The following is a 20,255-nucleotide window of genomic DNA, read 5'->3' as shown; positions in this document are numbered from 1 at the left end:
CCGCGAACCTACCCGGCCGCCGAGCCGAGCCGGACGTCCGAGGGGCGGGAGGCCCCCCGGCCGGGCTAGCGTGGAACGACGATGACCACCTCACTCGCCGACCAGCTGCGGACGCTCTCCGACGAGTCCCTGGCCGCCCTCCTCCGGCTGCGGCCGGACCTCGTCGTACCGGTGCCGGCCGACGTCTCCGCCCTCGCCATCCGCGCCCAGTCGCGGGTATCCGTGGCCCGGGCCCTCGACGGGCTGGACCAGTTCACCCTCCTGATCCTGGACGCCGCCCGGCTCACCCGGCACCCCGAGGAGGGCGGCACCAGCACCGCAGAGATCCTGGCGCTGGCCACCGCCGGCCCGCACCCGCCCGCCCCGACCGCCGTCCGGAGCGCGGTGGACCGGCTCCGCGCGCTCTTCCTGCTGTACGGCCCCGAGCACGACCTGCACGTGGTCGGCGGCGTCGACGAGGTGTCGCCGTACCCGGCGGGGCTGGGCCGACCGGCGTCGGAGCTGGACCCGCGGGCGGCGGCCGTGTGCACCGATCCGGCGAAGCTGCGGCGGACGCTGCTGGCCGCGCCGCCCTCGGCCCGGGCGATCCTGGACCGGCTGGCCGCCGGCCCGCCGGTCGGCACCGTGCCCCCGGGCGCGCTGGCGGCCCCCGCCACCGGCACCGAGGACACGCTCCCGCCGGACCTGGTCAACGGCGGCGCGCCGACCGGCTCCCCGATTCGCTGGCTGGTCGAGCACCGGCTGCTGGTTCGGATGTCCGGCGGCAAGGGCGGCGCCGGCACGGTCGAGCTGCCCCGCGAGGTGGGGCTGCTGCTGCGCCGGGACAGCGGCCCGCTCGGCCCGCTACGGACCAGCCCGCCGGTGGTGGCCAGCCCGCCGCGGGAGGCAAAGGCCGTGGACTCCGCCGGGGCCGGGCAGACCATGGAGGTGGTACGCCAGACCGAGGCGCTGCTGGAGAGCCTGGCCGCCGAGCCGGCCCCGGTGCTGCGCTCCGGCGGCGTCGGCGTGCGTGACCTGCGCCGGCTGGCCCGCGGGCTCGGGCTGGACGACCAGACCACGGCCCTGCTCTTCGAGGTGGCGTACGCGGCCGGGCTGGTTGGTGAGCTGGATCTGACCGGTGCCGCCACCACCCGGTACGGCGGCGACCAGCAGATCCTGCCGACCGGCGGGTACGAGGTGTGGCGGGCCAGTTCCCTGGCCCAGCGCTGGGAGCAGCTGGCCCGGGCCTGGCTGACCATGACCCGCCAGGTGGGCCTGGTCGGCCAGCGGGACGACCGGGACCGGCCGATCTCGGTGCTCTCCGCCGAGGCGGAGCGGGCCGGCGCGCCGGCCGCCCGGCACGCGGTGCTCGCCACCCTGGCCGACCTGGCTCCGGCGACCGCCCCGACCCCGGACGAGGTGCTGGAGCTGCTGGACTGGCGGGCGCCCCGGCGGGCCCGGGGCCGGGAGGCCGCGCACCGGGAGGTGCTCGCCGAGGCGGCCCAGCTCGGGGTGACCGGGCTCGGCGCGCTCACCTCGTACGGGCGGCTGTTGCTGGCCGACGTGACCGAGGCCGACGAACGGGCGGATGACCCGCTCGGGCTGCTCTCCGAGGCCGAGTCGGGCGAGCCGTCCACCGCCGTACGCGCGCTGGACGCGCTGCTCCCCGCCCCGGTCGACCACTTCCTCGTGCAGGCCGACCTGACTGTGGTGGTGCCCGGCCCGCCCGACCCGACGCTCGCCGGCGAACTGGACGCCGTGGCCGAGCACGAGTCGGCCGGCGGCGCGAGCGTGCACCGGGTCACCACGGCCAGTGTCCGGCGCGCCCTGGACGCCGGCTACTCCGCCGACGACCTGCACGCGCTCTTCCGCCGCCGGTCGCGTACCCCGGTGCCGCAGGGCCTGAGCTACCTGGTGGACGACGTCGCGCGCAAGCACGGCGGGCTGCGGGTCGGCTCGGCCGGTGGGTACGTGCGCAGCGACGACGAGGCACTGCTCACCGAGGTGCTGTCCGACAAGCGGCTGGAGGCGCTGTCGTTCCGCCGGCTGGCTCCGACGGTGCTCGCCACCCCGTACCAGGTGGGGCGGATGCTGACCGCGCTGCGCGACGCCGGTTACGCGCCGGTGCCGGAGGACGCCAGCGGCGCGACGGTGCTCGCCCGGCCGAAGACCCGGCGGGCGCCGGCCCGGATGCCGGCCGCCACCCGCAGCCTGGACCCGCTGGCGGCGCCCCGGCTGCCCATGCCCCGGCTGCTCGGGGTGGTGGAGCAGATCCGGCGGGGCGAGGCGGCGGCGCGGGCGGCCCGGCGGGCGCCGGCGGTGGTCCGGGGCGGCGCGGCGCGTACAGGTCCGGTGCCGGCGCACAGCCACAGCGACGCGCTGGCCGTGCTCCAGCAGGCGGTACGCGACAAGGCGCTGGTCTGGGTGGGTTACGTCGACGCGCACGGGGCGACCGCGTCCCGCCTGGTCCGGCCGGTGTCGATCGGCGCGGGCTACCTGCGCGCCGAGGACGAGCGCACGGAGATGCTGCACACGTTCGCCCTGCACCGGATCACTGCGGCGGTGCGGGAGGACTGAACGGGCCGGGGCTCGACCCGAGCCCCGCTCAGCGCCCGTTGCGGCGGATCGTGCCGATCACCGACACCGCGAGCAGCAGGCCGAACGCCGCGCCGGCCGACTCGCCGAACGAGTCGACGAAGCCCTGGCGCTGCACCAGCAGACCGAAGAAGAACCAGCCGACCACGCCGACGGCAGCGGCCGCATACCCGACCAGGGCCGCCGGGGAGACCTCGTCCCCCGTCGCCCGGTCGTCCTCGGGGAGCGCCTCGTGATCGACCGTCATCGTCAGCCCCTCCCGCCCCGCCGGACCCGATTTCCAGGGTGGCACCGGAATCGGCCACCGAACAGGGGAGAAAACCCTCATTCCACCCGGGGAGGGTCAGGGGTACGGGCGGCCGGGCCTGCTCAGGTGCCGGAACGGTGACCGAAGACGACCACCCGGGTGCCGATCGAGCCCAGCTCCCAGAGCCGCACCGCGTCCTGGTGCAGCAGGTTCACGCAGCCGTGCGAACCGATCGACCCGTTGTGCAGGTACGTCGTGGTCTCGTGGAAGCCGATGCCACCGTTGAACTGCTGCCAGTACGGCAGCCACACCTCGTACGGGTTGGACCACTCCTTCAGGTTCCGCCCGCCCACCCGGTAGGTGCCGGTCGGGGTGGCGTACCCGCTCATGCCGGTGCGGGTGACCGTCGGGCCCATCACCACCTTGCCGCCCCGCATCGCCCAGACCGTCTGCCGGGTCAGGTCGACGCAGAAGGTGAGGCCGGAGCCGGCCCGGCAACGGTGTACGTCGGTGGTGGCCAGGCGGCGCGCCACGTCGTAGGTGGTGGCGCCAGCGCGACCGGCGGCGGGGCTGATCCCGTACCGGCGCTGGAACTTCTTGATCGCGGCGCAGTCGGCGGCCGACTGCTGCCCGTCCACGGTCACCGTCCCGAACCCACCCAGCTTGGCCAGGTACGTCTCCACTTCCCGCTGGCGCTCGCCCTGCGGGCAGACCGGCTTCGGCGTGGCGCTCGGTTTCGGTTTCGTCGACCGGCTGGGCTTCGGCGTGGCCGTCCGGCTCGGCGACACCGACGGGGACGGCGACGGCTGGCCCGGTGTCGGTGCGTGCCCGCTCGCCCCCGATGCCTTCTCCGTCACGGCGACGGGTGCCGGAGCCGCGGCCCCGGATCCGTCGTCGCCCTGCGGATCGAGCGCGCACGCACCGACGCCGACCAGCACGACCGCCGCCAGGCTGACGACCCGGGCAGCGAACCGGACACGCTTCATGGGCCCTCCCCTGGCAAGGCGTTCCCTTCCTAGACGTACGAGACGGATGTCCCGTTGCCTTCTCGGCGTGACTTTTTTCGGACACCTCCGGACGTGCAACACTGGATGGTCCGCCTTCGGCAGGTCAGCGTCGTGCGGGCGAGGAGATCCCGGCAAGCGAAAGGACGCTGGCGTGAGCGGTGGACCACTGATCGTGCAGTCGGACAAGACCCTGCTGCTGGAGATCGACCACCCCGACGCGCAGGCGTGCCGGATGGCCATCGCGCCGTTCGCCGAGCTGGAGCGCTCTCCCGAGCACGTGCACACCTACCGGCTCACCCCGCTGGGCCTGTGGAACGCCCGGGCCGCCGGCCACGACGCCGAGGGCGTGGTGGACGCCCTGATCAAATACAGCCGCTACCCCGTGCCACACGCGCTGCTGGTCGACGTGGCCGAGACGATGGACCGGTACGGCCGGCTCCAGCTCGTCAACGACCCGGTGCACGGCCTGGTGCTGCGCGCGCTGGACCGGGTGGTGCTGATCGAGGTCGCCAAGAGCAAGAAGCTGGCCGGGATGCTCGGTGCGAAGCTCGACGACGACACCATCGCGGTGCACCCGTCCGAGCGGGGCCGGCTCAAGCAGGCGCTGCTCAAGCTCGGCTGGCCGGCCGAGGACCTGGCCGGTTACGTCGACGGCGAGGCGCACCCGATCGAGCTGGCCGAAGCTGGCAAGGACGGCGGGAAGCCGTGGACGTTGCGGTCGTACCAGCGGGAGGCCGTGGAGGCGTTCTGGGCCGGCGGGTCCGGGGTGGTGGTGCTCCCCTGCGGCGCCGGCAAGACGCTGGTCGGGGCGGCGGCGATGGCCGAGGCGCAGGCGACCACCCTGATCCTGGTCACCAACACGGTCGCCGGCCGGCAGTGGAAGCGGGAGCTGATCGCCCGCACCTCGCTCACCGAGGACGAGATCGGCGAGTACTCGGGCGAGCGCAAGGAGATCCGCCCGGTCACCATCGCCACCTACCAGGTGCTCACCTCGCGCCGCAAGGGTGCCTTCACGCACCTGGACCTGTTCGGCGCCCGCGACTGGGGTCTGGTCATCTACGACGAGGTGCACCTGCTGCCCGCGCCGATCTTCCGGTTCACCGCGGACCTTCAGGCCCGCCGCCGGCTCGGCCTGACGGCGACGCTGGTCCGCGAGGACGGCCGCGAGGGCGACGTGTTCAGCCTGATCGGACCCAAGCGGTACGACGCGCCGTGGAAGGACATCGAGGCGCAGGGCTGGATCGCCCCGGCCGAGTGCACCGAGGTACGGGTCACCCTGACCGACGCGGAGCGGATGGCGTACGCGACGGCGGAGGCCGAGGAGCGCTACCGGATGGCGGCGACCGCCCGGACCAAGCTGCCGGTCGTTCGCGCGCTGGTCGACCGGCACCCGGACGAGCAGGTCCTGGTCATCGGCGGGTACATCGACCAGCTGCACCAGCTCGGCGAATACCTGGACGCGCCGATCGTGCAGGGCTCGACCACCAACAAGGAGCGGGAGCGGCTGTTCGACGCCTTCCGCTCGGGCGAGGTGCGCACCCTCGTCATCTCGAAGGTCGGCAACTTCTCCATCGACCTGCCCGAGGCGGCGGTGGCGATCCAGGTGTCCGGCACGTTCGGCTCCCGGCAGGAGGAGGCGCAGCGCCTCGGCCGGGTGCTGCGACCGAAGGCCGACGGCCGGCAGGCGCACTTCTACACCGTGGTCTCCCGGGACACCATCGACACCGAGTACGCCGCCCACCGTCAGCGCTTCCTCGCCGAGCAGGGGTACGCGTACACCATCGTGGACGCCGACGACGTCCTCGGCCCGTCGCTGCCCACCTTCGACTGACCCGTTCTTGCTCGCCTCGGGCCTAACGCGCGGGGAGCGAGGTTGCCTCGTGCCCGCTGTGGAGTTGATGTCGTAAACGACTCACCTGCCTGCGCTTCCCCTGCTCGGCGACGAACACGTCCTTGTCGGCGCGGCGCCCCCGGAACCGGTCATTTCGCTCGGGCAGGTCGCGAGGCGGCGCAGGCCGGCATTGACGAATGGCTGCTGTCACGCCGGGTACGCGGGCTGGGACAGGCGACGGATGAGGCCGGTAGCCCCCGCGCCACTGCCGCTTGTTCGGCGCGGAATCGCCATGGCCGATCCGACGTACGCGGAAAGAGAGGTGCGCGATGAGGGACCGAATCTTCAAAGGGTTGAAGCGGAAGGCCAATTCGATCATGGTGCGCCGCCGGCGCAGGGACTCCATAATCACCAAGCGGGGCCGCTCCAGAAGGCCCGGCCGGCTCTTCCAGTGAGGGCATCAACCGCTCAGCTCCAAGCCCATTGAGGGCCCGACATCTCCGGGCCGAAGCTGCCGAGCGTGGAATGAGGCGCTGACCGCCCGCCCGATGCCGGATGGCATCACGGGCTGATGCCAGAGCATGTGCGCTCCGTATAGCGTGGCGTTTCACAGTCACCTATATTGAGGAGGATGCGCGTATGCGTACCTCGGTATCAGGGCGTCTTTCCGCAGCCCGCACCCGGCGGGCCGGAGCGCTGCTCGCGGCCGGTCTGCTGGTCCTCGCCGGCACCGCGCTGCCGCGGGCCGCGCAGGCCGCCAGTCCCGGCGAGGTGAAACTGAGGTCGGACGGTCCGGCCTCGTACTGGGCCGGCACGGTCCGCAGCGACGGACCCGGCACGCGGCAGATCCCCGAGTGCCGGACGGTCCACTGCGAAAAGCTGCGACTCACGGTCGCACTACCGCCCGGCACCTGGACCCGCCCCGGCGGGGTACAGGTGGCGATCCGGTGGGACGGCGCCACCGAAGGCGGCCTCGGCCTCTTCGTCTACCGGGGCCAGACGCTCGTGGCGAAGTCCACCGCGGGGGTCGGCACCGCCCAGTCGGTCATCATCCCGTCCGCGCGCAACGGCTCCTACGACGTGTACGTCTCGTACGGGGTCACCTTCGGCGCGGTCGACCCGGACCGGGTCATCGCCTACCAGGGCCTGGCCGAGGTCGAGTACCGGCCGACGGTCCAGCCGGTACGCGACCTGCTACCCGACCTCAGGTCGCTGCCGCAGGAGAACGTCACCTACGACAACCCGGGCACCATCTTCGGGGACACCGCCCAGCCGGGGCAGTCGTGCTTCGACAGCGAGCGCAGCGAGCAGGGCGCCCGCCAGTGCCTCCGGTTCGACCAGGTGCTGCAGAACGCCGGGACCGGCCCGGTGGAGCTGCACTACTCCCGCCAGTCGGGCGTTATGCAGGACGAGGATGTGTGGCAGCGGGTCTACCGGTCCGACTCGACCTGGCAGGACCTGTCGGCCGGGCAGGTGGAGTTCCACCCGATCCATGGGCACTACCACTTCAAGGGGTTCGCACAGTCCGAACTGTGGCTGGCCGATCGGGCGGGCAGGGTCGTCGGCAGCGCGCCGGCCGCCGTCGCGGACAAGGTCAGCTTCTGCATCGCCGACACCGACCTGGTCGGCTGGGGCACCAAGGGGGACGCGGCGCTGTCGTACCCGGCACCGGCCTGCCTGGACCCGAAGTCGACCAGCGGCGGCCGGGACTACTTCGACATGGGCATGTCGCCGGGCTGGGCGGACCGCTACAACTGGTACCTCCCGGACCAGATGATCGACACGTACGGGCTGGCGGACGGGACGTACGTCCTGTTCACAACGGTGGACCCGGACAGCAAGCTCAGCGAGTCCGACGAGACGAACAACTGCTCGTCGGTGATCGTGGCGCTCTCCGGGCTGGCGACCAGCCAGCCGCAGGCCCAGTTGCGCGGCGTCGGCCCGGCCTGCCCGTGATTACACCGCCTTTGCGGGCCTGACCCACACACCACATCGCCGATGTGGCGGCATCCAGCCCGCCTCGATACCGCCACATCGCCGATGCGGAGCCGATCGCGGCCTCGGCGGCGGTCACGCGCGCCGGCGCAGGTAGCGGGCGCGGCGGCCGGCGTCCCGGAACCCGAGTCGCCGGTACAGCGCGGCGGCCGGGTTGTTGTCGTTGACGCAGAGCCACGCCTCCCGGGCACCATCCCCGGCCAGCGACCGCAGCGCGGTCGCCACCAGATACGCCCCGACCCGTCGCTGCCGCCAGCCGGGCACGACGCCCACCTGGTCGATCCAGTTGTCGACGACGTTGAGGAAGCCGACGGCCGTGCCGTCGGGACCGCGCGCGATCAGCGACAGGTCCGGCCGGTACTCGTCGTCGTCCCGCAGGTCGCCCAGCCACTCCTCGGCGGCGGGATTGCCGAACCCGGGTCGGTCGGCGAAGGACGCCCGGTAGGTCTCGAAGAGTTCGGGGCCGATATCCCAGGTCACGGGCTCGGTGGTCACGCCGTCGGGCCGCGCGACCGCAGGCAGGGTGGTGAGGTCGTGCCGCAGCACCCACTCGGTGAAGGTCAGCTCGAAGCCGCGCGCCGTGAAGAGGGCTTCCGCGCCCGGGCTCCAGGACTCGGTGGTCAGCAGCAGGTCCGCGCCGCCGGCCTGCTCGTCCGCCCAGTTCAGCAGCCGGCTGCCCACGCCCCGCCCCCGCCAGGCCGGATGCACCAGGCCGGTGCTGGTGGCCGGCTGCTCGCCGGTGCCGACGCCGACGGCCGCGACCAGGCTGCCGTCCTGCCAGCCGCCGAGGGTACGGGTCTGGAGCAGCCTGGCCCGCAGCAGCGGCGGCCTGGCGAACAGCGGCAGCCCACCGTCGGCGGCCAGGCACGCCTCGGCCAGTCCGGTCAGCGCGACGAGGTGCTCCTCGCCGAACTCTTTCCAGGTCAGCGCATTTCCGCCCAGTTCTGCCATGATCCACTGCCCCTTCGCCTGTCGCCGGCCGCACGACGCCCGGTGGGCAAGTAGGCATCCCGGCCCGCGCCACTGTCAACGAGTTTCCGTCGGGCCGGCGCGCTGCCCCGCACGGCGACCGGAACAGGTGGCCAGACCGGTCAGGAATCGAGAAGCCCAGGTCACCGAGCCGCAGCTAGCGTGACCCGCCATGGATGTCCCGCCCCCGGCAGGCGCAGGGGGCGGGGTTGCTCGTCTTCCGAGGAGGTTCCGTTGAACTGGAACAAGTGGGTCCGGCAGATCCACCGCTGGCTGGCCATCGTCTTCACGGTGACGGTCATCGTCACCTTCGTCGCGCTGGCACAGGAGGAGCCCGTCGTCTGGGTGTCCTACGTGCCGCTGCTCCCGCTCTTCCTGCTCCTGTCCACCGGCCTGTACCTGTTCGTGCTGCCCTATACGGCCAAATGGCGTACCGCTCGGCGCACCAGGGCCGAAAGGTAGTGCGCACAGCACTCGGGTCACCTGCTCGGCGTCGATGCGGGTGTCGAGCCTCGTCCGGCAACTCTGTCCGGGCAGATGTCGGCCGAGGGTAAGTGGCCCGACGGGCTCAGGCGTGTACGGGACGTGGGACACGAGCAAGCACAGTTCGCAGAGTTCTATCGGGTCCACCGGGCCGCCTGTGTGCGGGCGGTGGTGGCCGGCACGGGCGATCGCGAGGGCGCTGAGGACCTGGTGGCGGAGGCGTTCACCAGGGCCTGGATGTCCTGGCGGAAGGTCAGCCGGCACCCGGCTCCCCAGGCGTGGGTGGTGCGCACCGCCCTGAACGTGCGGGTGTCGGCCTGGCGGCGCCGCCGCCGCGAGGTCGCCTTGGCCGACGGGCACGACGTGGCGGTCGGCCCGGACGCCGGGGGCGTGGACGCGGCGCTGATGGCGGCGCTGCGGCGGCTGCCCGCCCGCCAGCGCGAGGTGATCGCGCTGCGGGTGTTCCTGGACCTGGACACCGAGACCACCGCTCAGGTGCTCGGCATCGCCGCGGGAACTGTCACCGCTCACCTGTCCCGGGCCGTCGCGACGCTGCGCGGCCAGTTCGTACCCGCCGAGACTCTGGAGATCAAGCAGTGAGAGATCAAGACGTACTGCGTGCCGTGGCGGACGGCCTGTCCGGCCTCGACATGGACAGGCCGGCCGAGGACATCATCGCCGCGGGCACCTCGCGGCGCCGACGGCGGCTGGCCGCAGTGACCGCGGCCGGGGCGATGCTCGCCGGGCTGGCCTTGGCAGTACCGGCGCTCACCGGCTCGGGACCCGCCGCGCCGCCGTCCGCCGGGCCGCCGTCCGCGCAGCGGCCAGCCAGCATGGCTCCGACGCAACTGGTCGCCTTCTCCGTGGTCCGCGAGCCCAACGGGACGGTGACTCTCAGTCTGTCGAAGAAGCAGTTCGCCGACCCGGACGCGGTTCGAAAGGCGCTGTCCGAAGCCGGCGTGCCGGCGGAAGTCAGGGTCGGCTCAATCTGCCAGTCCGTGCCCGCGCCCAGACTTGATGATCGGATCTTCCCCTCGCAGAGCGAGGCGGACGCGAGCACTGTCCTGACGATCAACCCGTCGGCCATTCCGAGAGGGGCGGTGGTGGCGATCTCGTACCACGACCCGTCGACGAACGGCCCGGTGGTGATCGGCCTGGCCTGGAAGAACCGGATGACCTGTAAGTGATCAGAGCTACGTGGAGAGCACCCGGGTGACCTGCTCGGCCTCGATCCGGACAGCCAGCTTCGACCGGTCGAGGTTGGCGCAGAGCACCACGGATGCGCCGGCGGCGAGCGGGGCGAGCAGCCACTTCACCGGCTGCTCGTGCTCGGTCGCGTCGACCAGCAGCCGATCACCGGCCCGCAGGTCGAGCTGTTCGGCGATCGCCGACGCCAACTGCCGCCACTCCCCGTAGCTGGTGCCGTCGGGGCTGGCTGGGTCCCACGGGCGGACGGCGGTGTAGTCGGGCGGGGTGTCGGTGTGCCGGAGCACCTCGATGGACCAGTCGAGCCAGCCGAGGGGCACCTCGGCCAGCGGCGCCGGCCCGGTGGGGACCAGGTAGCGATGCGTGCCGAGTGGCACGTCCTCCAGCCAGTCGTCGAGGCGCTCCGGGGTCACAAACACCGCGTCGTACGGCTGGTCGCCGCCGGGTTCGAGGACCGGCAGCCCGGCGGTGGCCCGCGGCCGGAACGACACGGCCATCCCGATCGACCAGGCGCCGATCAGCACCGCGGCGGTACGCCAGTGCGGCGGCAGCAGCACCGCGATCCGGCTGCCGGGGCCCAGCCCGCAGCCGTCCCGCAGCAGGCTGGCGCTGCGCGCGGCCCAGCCGCCGAGCTGCGGCGCGGTCAGCTCGACCCGCTCCCCGGTCGCGTCGTCGCAGTAGGTGAGCAGCGGGAGCCCGACCTCCCATGGCGCGTTGGCCGGGACGGGTGCGGGCGTGTGGACAGCCATCGGAAACTCCTCCTGCCGATCCGCTCACCCTAACCAGCCGACCGCCGGCCCGACCGCCCTCGACCGGCGGGTCGGTTCAGCGGGTGAACCGGTCCACCAGGATCGCCAGCCGCCGCTCGTGGTCCGCGCGCCGGAGCCGGCCGTTGCGCATCAGCGTGGCGAGGCCGTGCAGCCCGCTCCAGAAGGTCTCGGTGAACGCCTCGAGGTCGTCGTCGCCAGCGGCCGGGCGCAGGGTCTCGGCCAGTTCGGCGAAGGCCCGGGCCAGCTCGACCGGCACGTCCTTGGTGGCGAAGGGCAGATCGGTGGGGAGGTTGAATATCGCGTCGTAGAGCGCGGGCCGGCGCTCGGCGAACGCGACGTACGCCCTGGCGATCTCGGCCACCGCCCGCCGCGGGTCGGTCGCGGCGGCCCGGGCGGCGGCGAGTTCGGCGGCCAGATCAGCGCAGCCTTCCACGGCGACCGCCGCCATGATGGCGTCCTTGCCCTTGAAGTGGCTGTAGAGGACGGGCTGGCTGTATTCGATCTCGGCGGCGAGTCGGCGGGTCGTGACGGCGTCCCAGCCCTCCGACTCGGCCAGCTCCCGGGCCGCGGCGACGATCGCCCGTTCCCGTTCCGCCCGCTCCCGCTCCCGGCGGGCCTGAATCCCCATGACCGAAACTCTAGCACCGCTAGCCAATCTGCCGGCGCTCTGCTAGCTTCGCTCTCGCATCTAGCGCTGCTAGCAAATGGAGCCGAACATGCTCAGTCCCCTCGCCTACGGGCTCGCCGTCGTCCTCAGCCTCTTCTGCGTCTTCATCGGCGCCCGGTTCCTGCTGGTGCCCCGCGCCTCGGCCGCCGGCTACGGCGTGCCGGCCGCGCCGGACGGCGACCCCGCGTATCTCACGATCAAGGGCCTGCGCGACCTCACCTACGGCCTGCTCGGCCTCGCCCTGATCGCCTTCACCAGCGCCGACGCGGTCGCCTGGTTCATGCTGATCGTCGCGCTCAACCCGTTGGGGGACACCCTGATCGTGCTGCGGCACGGCGGCACGAAGGCGATCGCCTTCGGCATCCACTTCGCCACCGCCGTGGTCGTCCTCCTCGACGCCGCCCTGCTGTTCGCCCTGTAGGGCAACCGCTGACCCGAACTGCCCGGGCCGCTCAGCCCCCGGGCAGTTCGGGGCCGCCGTCGAGGAGCGGGGCCAGCAGGTCGCCCTGCTGCTCCACCCGCTTGAGCACCTCGCCCGCCGTGTACGGCTTGGTCGACGGGCGCTTGCCCGCCGCGCCCGCCTCGACCTCGTCCCAGGTCAGCGGGGTGGACACCGCCGGCACCGCCTGGGCGCGCAGCGAGTACGGCGCCACCGTCGTCTTGGCCGCGTTGTTCTGGCTCCAGTCGATGAAGACCTTGCCGGGACGCAGGTTCTTGGCCATCTTCGACACGATCTGCTTCGGGTGCGCCCGCTCCAGCTCCTGGGCGATCCGCCTGGCGTAACCCGAGACGAAATCGGAATCCTGCGTACCGGCGATCGGGCAGCAGAGCTGCATGCCCTTCTTGCCGGACGTCTTCGGGTACGCCTCGATGCCGTCGTCGGCGAGCCGGTCGCGCATCAGCAGCGCCACCTGGCAGCACTGCTTCAGCGCGGCCGGGGCGCCCGGGTCCAGGTCGACCACCATCATGTCCGGGTGCTCGCCGATCTTCCACTGCGGCGTGTGCAGCTCCAGGGCGGCGAGGTTGGCCAGCCAGACCAGCACGGGCAGCTCGTCGCAGACCACGTAGTCGATGGTCTCCCGCCCCTTGCTCGACCCGGGGGCGGGCAGCGTCTCGGTGCGTACCCAGCCGGGGGTGGCAGCCGGGGCGTTCTTCTCGAAGAACGAGCCGCCTTCCACCCCGTTGGGGTACCGGATCCGGGTCAGCGCCCGGTCACGCAGGTGCGGCAGCAGCACCGGGGCGATCCGGGTGTAGTAGTCGATCACCTCGCCCTTGGTGAAGCCGGCCTTCGGGTAGAGGATCTTGTCCAGGTTGGACAGCTCCAGCGCGCGTCCCTCGACGTCCACCTTCAACCGGTCAGCTGGCATCGTCGACCTCCTCGGGTGGCTTGTCCGGCCGCAGCCGCAGGATCCGGGGGAAGCGCAGCCGCCCGTCGGGGGTGCGCTGGCCGTACTTGACCTCGACCACCACCCGCGGGGTTACCCAGATCGCGCCGCGGGCATCCTCGCGCGGCACGTCCCCGGCGAACGGTGACGCGGCGCTGCGCAGCGGTTCCAGCTCGCGCAGCAGGTCCCGCTCGAGGGCCGCGCCGATCCCCCCGCCGACCCGGCCCCGGAAGGTGAGCCGTCCGTCCGGCCGGGGCACCCCGACCAGCAGGCCGCCGATCTTGCGCGCGCCGGGCCGCCAGCCGCCGACCACGAAGTCGCCGGTCACCTCCAGCTTGACCTTCACCCAGTCGGGCGAGCGCACCCCGGGCCGGTAGACCGCGTCGACCCGCTTGGCCATCACCCCTTCGAGCCCGTGCTCGCCGGCCGCCGCAAAAGTGGCCGGGCCGTCGGCGAAGGCGGGCGGCACCGCCCACCGGGCCGCGCCGAGCCCGAGCGACTCCAGCGCCGCGCGCCGCTCCCGGTAGGTGCGGCCGGTCAGGTCGTCGCCGCGCAGCCGCAGCACGTCGAAGATCATGTACGTGACGGGCATGCTGGCCGCCAGCCGCGCCGCCTTGGTCGGGTTCCGCACGTGCATCCGCTCGGCCAGCGCGGTGAACGACGGCTGCCCGAGCTCGTTGAAGAGGACCACCTCGCCGTCCAGCAGCGCGTCGTCGACCTGCTCCTTCAGCATGATCAATTCCGGGTACGCCGTGGTGATCTCCACGCCGGAACGCGCGTACAGGTGCTGGTCGCCGTAGGAGATGTCGGCGAGCGCGCGGACCCCGTCCCACTTGAACTCGTACGCCCAGCCGGCACCGGCCGGGAGATGCCCGGTCATCGCGAGCATCGGCTTCAACGGCGCGCCGGGCACCTGATCACTGTAGTTGCGCACGGAAGGGCGTGCGTGCCGTTCGATCGTTTGCAATTCTGGTCAGAACCAGGGAGAGGAGCGCGGGGATGCGAGCCATCTGGAAAGGAGCGGTGTCGTTCGGCCTGGTGTCGATCGGAGTGCGGGTCTACTCGGCCACCGAGGAGAAGGACATCCGCTTCCACCAGGTGCACCGGGACGACGGCGGCCGGATCCGCTACAAGCGCACCTGCCAGGTCTGCGGCGAGGAGGTCACCTACGACGACATCGCCAAGGGGTACGACATCGGCGGCGGCGAGATGGTCATCCTCACCGACGAGGACTTCGCCGACCTGCCGCTGACCACCTCGCACGCGATCGACGTGCTGGAGTTCGTCCCCGCCGAGCAGGTCGACCCGATCCTCTACAACAAGGCGTACTTCCTGGAGCCGGAGGGCTCGGCCACCAAGCCGTACGTGCTGCTGCGCGACGCGCTGACCGACTCGGAGCGGGTGGCGATCGTCAAGGTCGCCCTGCGCCAGCGGGAGCAGCTCGCCACCCTCCGGGTACGCGAGGGCGTCCTGCTGCTCAACACGATGCTCTGGCCGGACGAGGTGCGTACCCCCGACTTCGGGTTCCTGGACGAGGACCTGAAGGTCCGTCCCCCGGAGCTGGCCATGGCCAGCTCGCTGATCGACTCGATGGCCGGCGACTTCGAGCCGGACGCCTTCACCGACGACTACCGGGCGGCGTTGCAGGAGGTGATCGACGCCAAGATCGAGGGCCGTGAGGTGGTCCAGCCGGAGGAGGAAGAGGCCGCGCCGGCCGCCGCGGTGGACCTGATGGCCGCCCTGAAGGCGTCGGTCGAGCGGGCCCGGGCGGCCCGCGGCGAGGCACCCGCCGGCGGCGCCGGCGAGCCGACCCCGATCACCTCGGCCCGGTCGGCGCAGCAGGCGGCCAAGGCGGCCAAGACCGCGAAGGCGCCGGCGAAGAAGGCGGCCGCGAAGAAGGCCCCGGCGAAGAAGGCGGCCGCCGCCAAGAAGGCCGAGCCGGCGAAGAAGGCGGCGGCCAAGAAGACCGCGGAGAAGAAGGCGGCGCCGGCCAAGAAGGCCGCCAAGAAGGCGGCCCCCCGCAAGACCGCCTGACGGCGAAGGGGTTGACGAGCCGCTGAAGGCGGCCCGTCAACCCCGGCACCAAGCCCTGGTTACTGCTTGCCGCCACCGGCCCGGAATGCCACCCAGGCGTCGCTCATCCGGTCCGCCTGGCCCGCCGTGAACATGTTCATGCAGGAGTCCTGCGTGTAGTCCATGAAGTTGTGGATCGGGTCCAGCCCGGGTGCGGTGCAGGTGTCCGCGCCCACCGGGCAGTTGAACTGCGGCGCCGCCTCGCGCGGGGTGTCCGCGACGAAGTCGCCGGAGGCGGAGCAACCGTGCGCGAAGGTGTGCTCCAGCATCAGCCAGTGCCCGACCTCGTGCGTCAGCGTGTCACCCAGGGCGTACTTGCCGGCCGTTCCGCCCGGCATCGACTCGTCCAGCATCACCACGCCGTCGATGTAGTCCCGGCCGTTGTTGTAGCCCTTCGGGAAGTACGCCCAGCCGAGGAGCCCGCCGCCGATGTTGGCCGCGTACACGTTCAAGGTGCGGGCGTCGCCGGTGTACAGCGCCTTCTTCATGTCGCGCTCGTTCTTGCCCGGCACGACCGTGTACCAGTTGCTGTTCACCGTCCACGTCGTGTCGACGAGCGAGAACCGGAACGGCGTGTCGGAGGCGTCGGGCGCCGTGCTGCCTCCGAACGAATCGTTGAGCACCTTCATCTGCGCGGCGATCATGGTGTTGAACCGGTCCGTCTCGGCCGCGCTCAGGGGGTGGTCGGAGATCATGTGGAAGACCGTGGGGATGGTGACGCTGCCGTTGGGCAGGCGCGGCGAATCCTTGAGCACGCCGTAGGCGTTCGCCTCGTTCTTCGAGTACAGCTCCGGTTCCTGGGCGGTGGCGCCCTCCTTCACCCGCGCGGCGCTGTGCCCCTCGGCACCCGGCTCACACGCCGCTACCCCAGGGGAGGCGGTCGCGGGCGCTGCCGTGGCCACCGCCCCGGAGGCGCCTCCGGCCGCCAGGAACGTCGCCGCGGTAGCGGTCAGGACCGCCAGCTGGAAAGATGATCTTCTGCGCATCGTTGCACCCTTCACGCCTGTGGGATGGAGGCAGAGCGGAATGGACAAGGGACGCCGCCACGAGGTCAGTGACGTCGTCGTCCCGTATGAGAACACGTCGATGCGGTGAACAACAGACCCAAGTGCGCACTCAGCTGGTCTCCCGGCCGAACGGCGATGTTGGTGGAGGGCCTCTGCTCTACCGGAGGCGTTGAGAAGGGGCCCTCCGTGGGCTCAGCCGCGGCCGAGCTTCCCGGTGGGGGTGACCCGGACGATCACCCGCTCCTCGCCGGGCTGCCGGAACGGGTACGTGTCCTGCCCGAGGTACTTCTTCGCCAACCGGTCGATGTGCTCGTCGGCACCCTCGGTGATCAACTCGGCGGTGCCCTTCACCCAGAGCGTGCGGAAGTCGTCCGCCTTGTCCACCACGGAAATCGCGACCGCCGGGTTGCGCGCGATGTTGAGGTACTTCTTCCGGCCCTTGGCGGTGTTGAACACGATGTGCTCGCCGTCGGTGTCCACCCAGACCGGGGTGACGTGCGGGGTGCCGTCGGGCTCGATGGTCGCCACATGCGCGAGCTGCGGCTCGGCGAGCAGGGCAAGGTCTACTTCGGTGAGGATCGCCATGGTCGTGAACGTACTCCGATGAGTCCGGTGTCGCTGTCGTTCGCCGCCGCCACGCCCGTTGCCGGCCCACCGCCCGGTCGCGTCGTTCGTCACCGACTTCACGCTGGCGCCCATGGATGGCCGAGCTGTCGGAATCGGAGCCGGCCGTAGGAGCACCGCAGGCGTCCGGGCGGGTACCGTGTGCGCTGGTCTCGACAGCGGCCGACGAGCCGCACCACCCACCCAGCAGGGGAGTCGACGTGAGCGAGCGTGTGCAGAACCGGTCGGCGGGCCAGGGCCCGGGCACCAAGGCGGAGCGGCGTCTGGCCGCGCAGCTGGCGGCGAAGAAGGCCGCCGAGGCGCGGCGCCGCCGGCAGTCGATGCTGGGCGCCTTTGTCGGTGTCCTCGCGGTCGCCGCGCTGATCGGCGGCATCGTCTGGCTGAACAACGGGGACGACGACACGAAGTCCACCGCCGCCGCCCCGTCGGCCAGCGCCGACGCCCCGGTCGAGCCCACCGCCGCCGCCGCACCGCAGCTTCCCGCCGACGCCGACCCGGCGCTGAAGACCAAGCCGACGGTCGGCGCGGGCAAGGGCGAGCTGAAGAAGCTCACCGTCACCACCCTGATCAAGGGCAACGGCCCGGCGGTGAAGGCCGGCCAGCAGATCACCACCAACTACGTCGGGGTGTTCTACAAGGACGGCAAGGAGTTCGACTCCTCCTGGGGCCGGGGCGAGCCGGCCACCTTCGGGATCGGCGTCGGCCAGGTCATCCCCGGCTGGGACCAGGGCCTGGTCGGCGTGCCGGTGGGCAGCCGGGTGCAGCTCGACATCCCGGGTGAGCTGGCGTACGGCAACGACGCGTCGGGCGGTCGCCCGGCGGGCCCGCTGCGCTTCGTCGTTGACGTGATCGCCGCGCAGTAGGTCACAGCAGGCTTCCTTCCCGTCACCCAGCGGCAGTAGGTTCATGGTCACCGTGGGCGGTCCACCCGCCCGCGGCGACCTGCCCACCGACGCGGAGGTGCACGTGGCGGCGCTGGACGACCCCGGACTGGCCCGGCTGATGTGGACCCACTTCGAGCCGGTCCACGCGGTGACCTACTTCCACCCCCGGGCCCGCGCCGCGTACGAGGCGGTGGGGCTGCGCGGCTACTGGCGGGGCTACTTCGCCGGCCGGGCCGCCCCGCTCGGGCCGGTGGACGCGCCAGTGGTGGTTGCCGCCTTCTTCAGCTTCGCGCCGCCGATGGTGGCCCGGGCGCTCCCCTCGGTGTGGCGCCTGGCCACCCCGCAGGAGGCGCTGCGCGCCCGGCTCACCGGTGCCGTGCAGGCGCTGGCCGAGTTCACCTACGAGCTGCCCGAGTCGCACCTCGTCGAGGCGGCGGGGCTGCTGGAGGAGGCGGCCGGGCGGGTCGAGACGGCGGGCCGGGTGCTGGGCGCGGTCAACGCCGCGCTGCCCCGGGGGGAATACCCGCTGGCCCGGCTCTGGCAGGCCGCCACGACGCTGCGCGAGCACCGGGGCGACGGGCACGTGGCGGCGCTGGTCACCACCGGGCTGGATCCGGTCGAGGTGGTGGCCTGGCGGTGCCGGCTCGACCAGTCCCGCGAGTTCCACCAGATGGCCCGGGGCTGGACCGACGAGGAGTGGGCCACCGCCGAGGAGCGCCTGGTGGAGAAGGGTTGGCTGACCGCCGACCGGGCGCCGACCGAGCACGGCACCGCGACGTTCCGGGCGGTCGAGGAGGCCACCGACCGCGCCGCGCTCGGCCCGTGGCGGGCGCTGGGCGCGGAGCGTACGGCGCGGCTGCGCGAGCTGCTCGAACCGATCGCGAGCCGGTGCCACACGATCATTCCCCGGCAGAGCCCGATCGGCCTGCCCGCCCCGCGCGCCTCCACCGGGGAGGCGACCGCCCCGGCCCGCTGACCGGCCCGCCGGGGTCCGGCAGGATGGGCTCATGGTGGACGCGGTGCTCTTCGACCTGGACGGCGTGATCGTGGACTCCGAGCCGGTCTGGGAGGAGGTCCGGCGGGCGTACGTGGCCGCGCACGGCGGCGCCTGGCAGCCGGACACCCAGCGCCGGCTGATGGGGATGAGCACCGGCGAGTGGGCCGCCTACCTGAGCGGTGAGCTGGGCGTGGACCGCACCGCCGAGCAGGTCGCCACCGAGGTGGTGGCCGAGATGACCCGGCGGTACGCGGCACACGTACCGCTGATCGACGACGCCGACGCGGTGGTGCGCCGGCTGGCCACGCGCTGGCCGCTGGGGCTGGCCAGTTCCTCCCCCACCCGACTGATCGCGGCGGCGCTGGCCGCCACGGGCCTGGCCGACGCCTTCCGGGCGACCCTGTCGACCGAGGAGACCGCCCGGGGCAAGCCGGCGCCGGACGTCTGGCTGGGCGTGGCGGCGCGGCTCGGCGTGGATCCCGCCCGGTGCGTGGCGATCGAGGACTCCTCGAACGGGGTCCGGTCCGCGGCCGCCGCCGGGATGCGGGTGGTGGCGGTGCCGCACGGGTCGTACCCGCTGGACCGGGACGCCGAGGCGTTGGCGGCGGTGCTGCTGCCCTCGATCGACGCGCTCACCCCAGCGGTGGTCGAACGGCTCGACTGAAGCCCGCGGGACGACTTGCTCCTGACGCGACGTCAGGTCTTAGCGTCGGATTCCGGTCGCCGCAGGGTGCGGCGATGCGAGAGGGAGTGGGACGTGGCGTCCACCTGGCGGATCGGCGAGCTGTGCCGGCGTACCGGGCTCACCGTCCGGACCCTGCACCACTGGGACCACGTGGGGCTGTTGCGGCCGTCCGCGCGGACGTCCGCCGGCCACCGGCTCTACGCCGAGGGGGACGTGGACCGGCTGTACCGGATCGTCGCGCTGCGCGAGCTGGGCCTGCCGCTGGAGGCCATCGGTGTGCTGCTGGACGGCGGCGGTGGCGGCGGCCCGGAGCTGGCCGAACTGCTCGACGACCACCTGGCGCACGTGGAGCGGCAGCTCGCCGCGCTGGGCGGCCTGCGTGACCGGTTGGCCATGCTGGTGCCCGCCGTACGCGCCGCCGGGGGTGCCGCGCCCGTCGACCTGCTCGCAGTGATCGAGGAGGTGACCAGGGTGGAGGACACGATCCGGAACTATTTCACCGAGGACCAGCTCGCCGTGCTGGCGCAGCGGCGGGAGCAGATCGGCGAGGCGGCCATCCGCGACGTACAGGAGGAATGGCCCCGGCTGATCGCCCAGGTCCAGGCGGAGCTGGACGCCGGGACCGACCCGGCGGACCCGCGGGTGCGGGCGCTGGCGAAGCGGTGGATGGAGCTGCTGGAGGCGTTCCACGGCGGGGACCCGGGGCTGCGGGACTCGCTCTACCGGATGTACGCGGAACAGCGCGCGGAGATCACCAGTGAGTGGGGCGGCCCGTCGCCGGAGCTGATCGACTACGTGAAGCGGTCGGTCGCGGCGGGCTGAGCCGCCTGGGGTGGGCCGACCGATCGGGA

General features: G+C 72.6%; 21 protein-coding genes. 12 read left to right on the top strand and 9 right to left on the bottom strand.

Annotation, left to right across the window (positions count from 1 at the left end; all coding sequences use genetic code 11):
* Positions 1–81 precede the first annotated feature (81 nt).
* The gene (locus ABZ783_RS25395) at positions 82–2,556 is read left to right on the top strand and encodes a helicase-associated domain-containing protein (RefSeq protein ID WP_357442177.1); all 2,475 of its coding nucleotides are present in this window, start codon (positions 82–84) and stop codon (positions 2,554–2,556) included.
* A 28-nt stretch (positions 2,557–2,584) separates the two neighbouring features.
* Here ABZ783_RS25395 and ABZ783_RS25390 read toward each other — a convergent pair whose 3' ends face one another.
* Positions 2,585–2,821 (bottom strand): hypothetical protein, encoded by a 237-nt coding sequence (locus ABZ783_RS25390; RefSeq protein ID WP_357442176.1) that lies wholly within the window; start codon positions 2,819–2,821, stop codon positions 2,585–2,587.
* A gap of 122 nt (positions 2,822–2,943) precedes the next feature.
* Positions 2,944–3,807 carry a L,D-transpeptidase family protein gene (locus ABZ783_RS25385; protein ID WP_357442175.1) on the bottom strand — a complete coding sequence of 288 codons (864 nt, stop codon included), beginning with the start codon at positions 3,805–3,807 and terminating at the stop codon, positions 2,944–2,946.
* 172 nt (positions 3,808–3,979) lie between these two features.
* Here ABZ783_RS25385 and ABZ783_RS25380 point away from each other — a divergent pair, with 172 nt between their 5' ends.
* Both ABZ783_RS25380 and ABZ783_RS25375 read left to right on the top strand, forming a co-directional pair.
* Positions 3,980–5,659 carry a DNA repair helicase XPB gene (locus ABZ783_RS25380; RefSeq protein WP_357442174.1) on the top strand — a complete coding sequence of 560 codons (1,680 nt, stop codon included), beginning with the start codon at positions 3,980–3,982 and terminating at the stop codon, positions 5,657–5,659.
* 639 nt (positions 5,660–6,298) lie between these two features.
* On the top strand, positions 6,299–7,615 hold the full coding sequence (locus ABZ783_RS25375; RefSeq protein ID WP_357442173.1) for a lysyl oxidase family protein: 1,317 nt from the start codon (positions 6,299–6,301) through the stop codon (positions 7,613–7,615).
* Between the two features lie 114 nt (positions 7,616–7,729).
* Here the strand turns inward: ABZ783_RS25375 and ABZ783_RS25370 are convergent, their stop codons facing one another.
* Positions 7,730–8,605: a GNAT family N-acetyltransferase gene (locus ABZ783_RS25370; protein WP_357442172.1), complete on the bottom strand. Its 876-nt coding sequence runs from the start codon at positions 8,603–8,605 to the stop codon at positions 7,730–7,732.
* A gap of 252 nt (positions 8,606–8,857) precedes the next feature.
* Here ABZ783_RS25370 and ABZ783_RS25365 point away from each other — a divergent pair, with 252 nt between their 5' ends.
* The 3 genes from ABZ783_RS25365 (at position 8,858) to ABZ783_RS25355 (ending at position 10,293) form a co-directional block, all read left to right on the top strand.
* Positions 8,858–9,085, top strand: a complete 228-nt coding sequence (locus ABZ783_RS25365; RefSeq protein WP_357442171.1) for a hypothetical protein — start codon at positions 8,858–8,860, stop codon at positions 9,083–9,085.
* Positions 9,086–9,208: 123 nt separating this feature from the next.
* Positions 9,209–9,706 (top strand): sigma-70 family RNA polymerase sigma factor, encoded by a 498-nt coding sequence (locus tag ABZ783_RS25360; RefSeq protein ID WP_357442170.1) that lies wholly within the window; start codon positions 9,209–9,211, stop codon positions 9,704–9,706.
* Positions 9,703–10,293: a hypothetical protein gene (locus tag ABZ783_RS25355; protein WP_357442169.1), complete on the top strand. Its 591-nt coding sequence runs from the start codon at positions 9,703–9,705 to the stop codon at positions 10,291–10,293. Before ABZ783_RS25360 ends, ABZ783_RS25355 begins: the two co-directional genes overlap by 4 nt.
* A gap of 6 nt (positions 10,294–10,299) precedes the next feature.
* Here ABZ783_RS25355 and ABZ783_RS25350 read toward each other — a convergent pair whose 3' ends face one another.
* Positions 10,300–11,061 (bottom strand): TIGR03089 family protein, encoded by a 762-nt coding sequence (locus tag ABZ783_RS25350; RefSeq protein WP_357442168.1) that lies wholly within the window; start codon positions 11,059–11,061, stop codon positions 10,300–10,302.
* 76 nt (positions 11,062–11,137) lie between these two features.
* Positions 11,138–11,710, bottom strand: coding sequence for a TetR/AcrR family transcriptional regulator (locus tag ABZ783_RS25345; protein ID WP_357442167.1), 573 nt, complete (start codon positions 11,708–11,710; stop codon positions 11,138–11,140).
* Between the two features lie 88 nt (positions 11,711–11,798).
* Between ABZ783_RS25345 and ABZ783_RS25340 the strand changes: the two genes are divergently transcribed.
* The gene (locus ABZ783_RS25340) at positions 11,799–12,170 is read left to right on the top strand and encodes a DUF4267 domain-containing protein (RefSeq protein WP_357442166.1); all 372 of its coding nucleotides are present in this window, start codon (positions 11,799–11,801) and stop codon (positions 12,168–12,170) included.
* A 31-nt stretch (positions 12,171–12,201) separates the two neighbouring features.
* Here ABZ783_RS25340 and ligD (ABZ783_RS25335) read toward each other — a convergent pair whose 3' ends face one another.
* Together ligD (ABZ783_RS25335) and ligD (ABZ783_RS25330) are read right to left on the bottom strand one after the other, a co-directional pair.
* Complete coding sequence (gene ligD / locus ABZ783_RS25335; protein WP_357442165.1) at positions 12,202–13,116, bottom strand: non-homologous end-joining DNA ligase; 915 nt, start codon at positions 13,114–13,116, stop codon at positions 12,202–12,204.
* A complete protein-coding gene (gene ligD / locus ABZ783_RS25330) occupies positions 13,106–14,047 on the bottom strand; it encodes a non-homologous end-joining DNA ligase (protein ID WP_357442164.1) in 942 nt (313 codons plus the stop codon). Before ligD (ABZ783_RS25330) ends, ligD (ABZ783_RS25335) begins: the two co-directional genes overlap by 11 nt.
* A gap of 86 nt (positions 14,048–14,133) precedes the next feature.
* Here ligD (ABZ783_RS25330) and ABZ783_RS25325 point away from each other — a divergent pair, with 86 nt between their 5' ends.
* Positions 14,134–15,168 carry a Ku protein gene (locus ABZ783_RS25325; protein WP_073839084.1) on the top strand — a complete coding sequence of 345 codons (1,035 nt, stop codon included), beginning with the start codon at positions 14,134–14,136 and terminating at the stop codon, positions 15,166–15,168.
* A 59-nt stretch (positions 15,169–15,227) separates the two neighbouring features.
* On the opposite strand, the gene ABZ783_RS25320 is transcribed toward ABZ783_RS25325, so the two are convergent.
* On the bottom strand, positions 15,228–16,193 hold the full coding sequence (locus ABZ783_RS25320; protein WP_357442163.1) for a zinc metalloprotease: 966 nt from the start codon (positions 16,191–16,193) through the stop codon (positions 15,228–15,230).
* A 213-nt stretch (positions 16,194–16,406) separates the two neighbouring features.
* Positions 16,407–16,799, bottom strand: coding sequence for a PPOX class F420-dependent oxidoreductase (locus ABZ783_RS25315; protein ID WP_357442162.1), 393 nt, complete (start codon positions 16,797–16,799; stop codon positions 16,407–16,409).
* 239 nt (positions 16,800–17,038) lie between these two features.
* On the opposite strand from ABZ783_RS25315, the gene ABZ783_RS25310 reads away from it, so the two are divergent.
* The 4 genes from ABZ783_RS25310 to ABZ783_RS25295 all read left to right on the top strand — a co-directional run bounded on the left by ABZ783_RS25310 (position 17,039) and on the right by ABZ783_RS25295 (position 20,226).
* Positions 17,039–17,701 carry an FKBP-type peptidyl-prolyl cis-trans isomerase gene (locus ABZ783_RS25310; RefSeq protein WP_357442161.1) on the top strand — a complete coding sequence of 221 codons (663 nt, stop codon included), beginning with the start codon at positions 17,039–17,041 and terminating at the stop codon, positions 17,699–17,701.
* A gap of 139 nt (positions 17,702–17,840) precedes the next feature.
* Positions 17,841–18,698 carry a hypothetical protein gene (locus ABZ783_RS25305; RefSeq protein ID WP_357442306.1) on the top strand — a complete coding sequence of 286 codons (858 nt, stop codon included), beginning with the start codon at positions 17,841–17,843 and terminating at the stop codon, positions 18,696–18,698.
* A 31-nt stretch (positions 18,699–18,729) separates the two neighbouring features.
* Positions 18,730–19,383 (top strand): HAD family phosphatase, encoded by a 654-nt coding sequence (locus ABZ783_RS25300; protein ID WP_357442160.1) that lies wholly within the window; start codon positions 18,730–18,732, stop codon positions 19,381–19,383.
* 93 nt (positions 19,384–19,476) lie between these two features.
* Positions 19,477–20,226, top strand: coding sequence for a MerR family transcriptional regulator (locus tag ABZ783_RS25295; RefSeq protein WP_357442159.1), 750 nt, complete (start codon positions 19,477–19,479; stop codon positions 20,224–20,226).
* Positions 20,227–20,255: the final 29 nt, after the last annotated feature.

The sequence above is a fragment of the Micromonospora sp. NPDC047738 genome, from assembly GCF_040642675.1.
Classification (GTDB): domain Bacteria; phylum Actinomycetota; class Actinomycetes; order Mycobacteriales; family Micromonosporaceae; genus Micromonospora.
The sequence above is the reverse complement of the archived record's forward strand: the minus strand, read 5'-3'. Positions and strand labels throughout refer to the sequence as shown.

Excerpts from the sequence above, each read along its gene's own strand:
- ABZ783_RS25305 (WP_357442306.1), top strand. The coding sequence starts at position 17,841 with ATGTGGACCCACTTCGAGCCGGTCCACGCGGTGACCTACTTCCACCCC.
- ABZ783_RS25385 (WP_357442175.1), bottom strand. The coding sequence starts at position 3,807 with ATGAAGCGTGTCCGGTTCGCTGCCCGGGTCGTCAGCCTGGCGGCGGTC.
- ABZ783_RS25345 (WP_357442167.1), bottom strand. The coding sequence starts at position 11,710 with ATGGGGATTCAGGCCCGCCGGGAGCGGGAGCGGGCGGAACGGGAACGG.
- ABZ783_RS25315 (WP_357442162.1), bottom strand. The coding sequence starts at position 16,799 with ATGGCGATCCTCACCGAAGTAGACCTTGCCCTGCTCGCCGAGCCGCAG.
- ABZ783_RS25320 (WP_357442163.1), bottom strand. The coding sequence starts at position 16,193 with ATGCGCAGAAGATCATCTTTCCAGCTGGCGGTCCTGACCGCTACCGCG.
- ABZ783_RS25350 (WP_357442168.1), bottom strand. The coding sequence starts at position 11,061 with ATGGCTGTCCACACGCCCGCACCCGTCCCGGCCAACGCGCCATGGGAG.
- ABZ783_RS25375 (WP_357442173.1), top strand. The coding sequence starts at position 6,299 with ATGCGTACCTCGGTATCAGGGCGTCTTTCCGCAGCCCGCACCCGGCGG.
- ligD (WP_357442165.1), bottom strand. The coding sequence starts at position 13,116 with ATGCCAGCTGACCGGTTGAAGGTGGACGTCGAGGGACGCGCGCTGGAG.
- ABZ783_RS25370 (WP_357442172.1), bottom strand. The coding sequence starts at position 8,605 with ATGGCAGAACTGGGCGGAAATGCGCTGACCTGGAAAGAGTTCGGCGAG.
- ABZ783_RS25325 (WP_073839084.1), top strand. The coding sequence starts at position 14,134 with ATGCGAGCCATCTGGAAAGGAGCGGTGTCGTTCGGCCTGGTGTCGATC.
- ABZ783_RS25340 (WP_357442166.1), top strand. The coding sequence starts at position 11,799 with ATGCTCAGTCCCCTCGCCTACGGGCTCGCCGTCGTCCTCAGCCTCTTC.
- ABZ783_RS25300 (WP_357442160.1), top strand. The coding sequence starts at position 18,730 with ATGGTGGACGCGGTGCTCTTCGACCTGGACGGCGTGATCGTGGACTCC.
- ABZ783_RS25395 (WP_357442177.1), top strand. The coding sequence starts at position 82 with ATGACCACCTCACTCGCCGACCAGCTGCGGACGCTCTCCGACGAGTCC.
- ABZ783_RS25390 (WP_357442176.1), bottom strand. The coding sequence starts at position 2,821 with ATGACGGTCGATCACGAGGCGCTCCCCGAGGACGACCGGGCGACGGGG.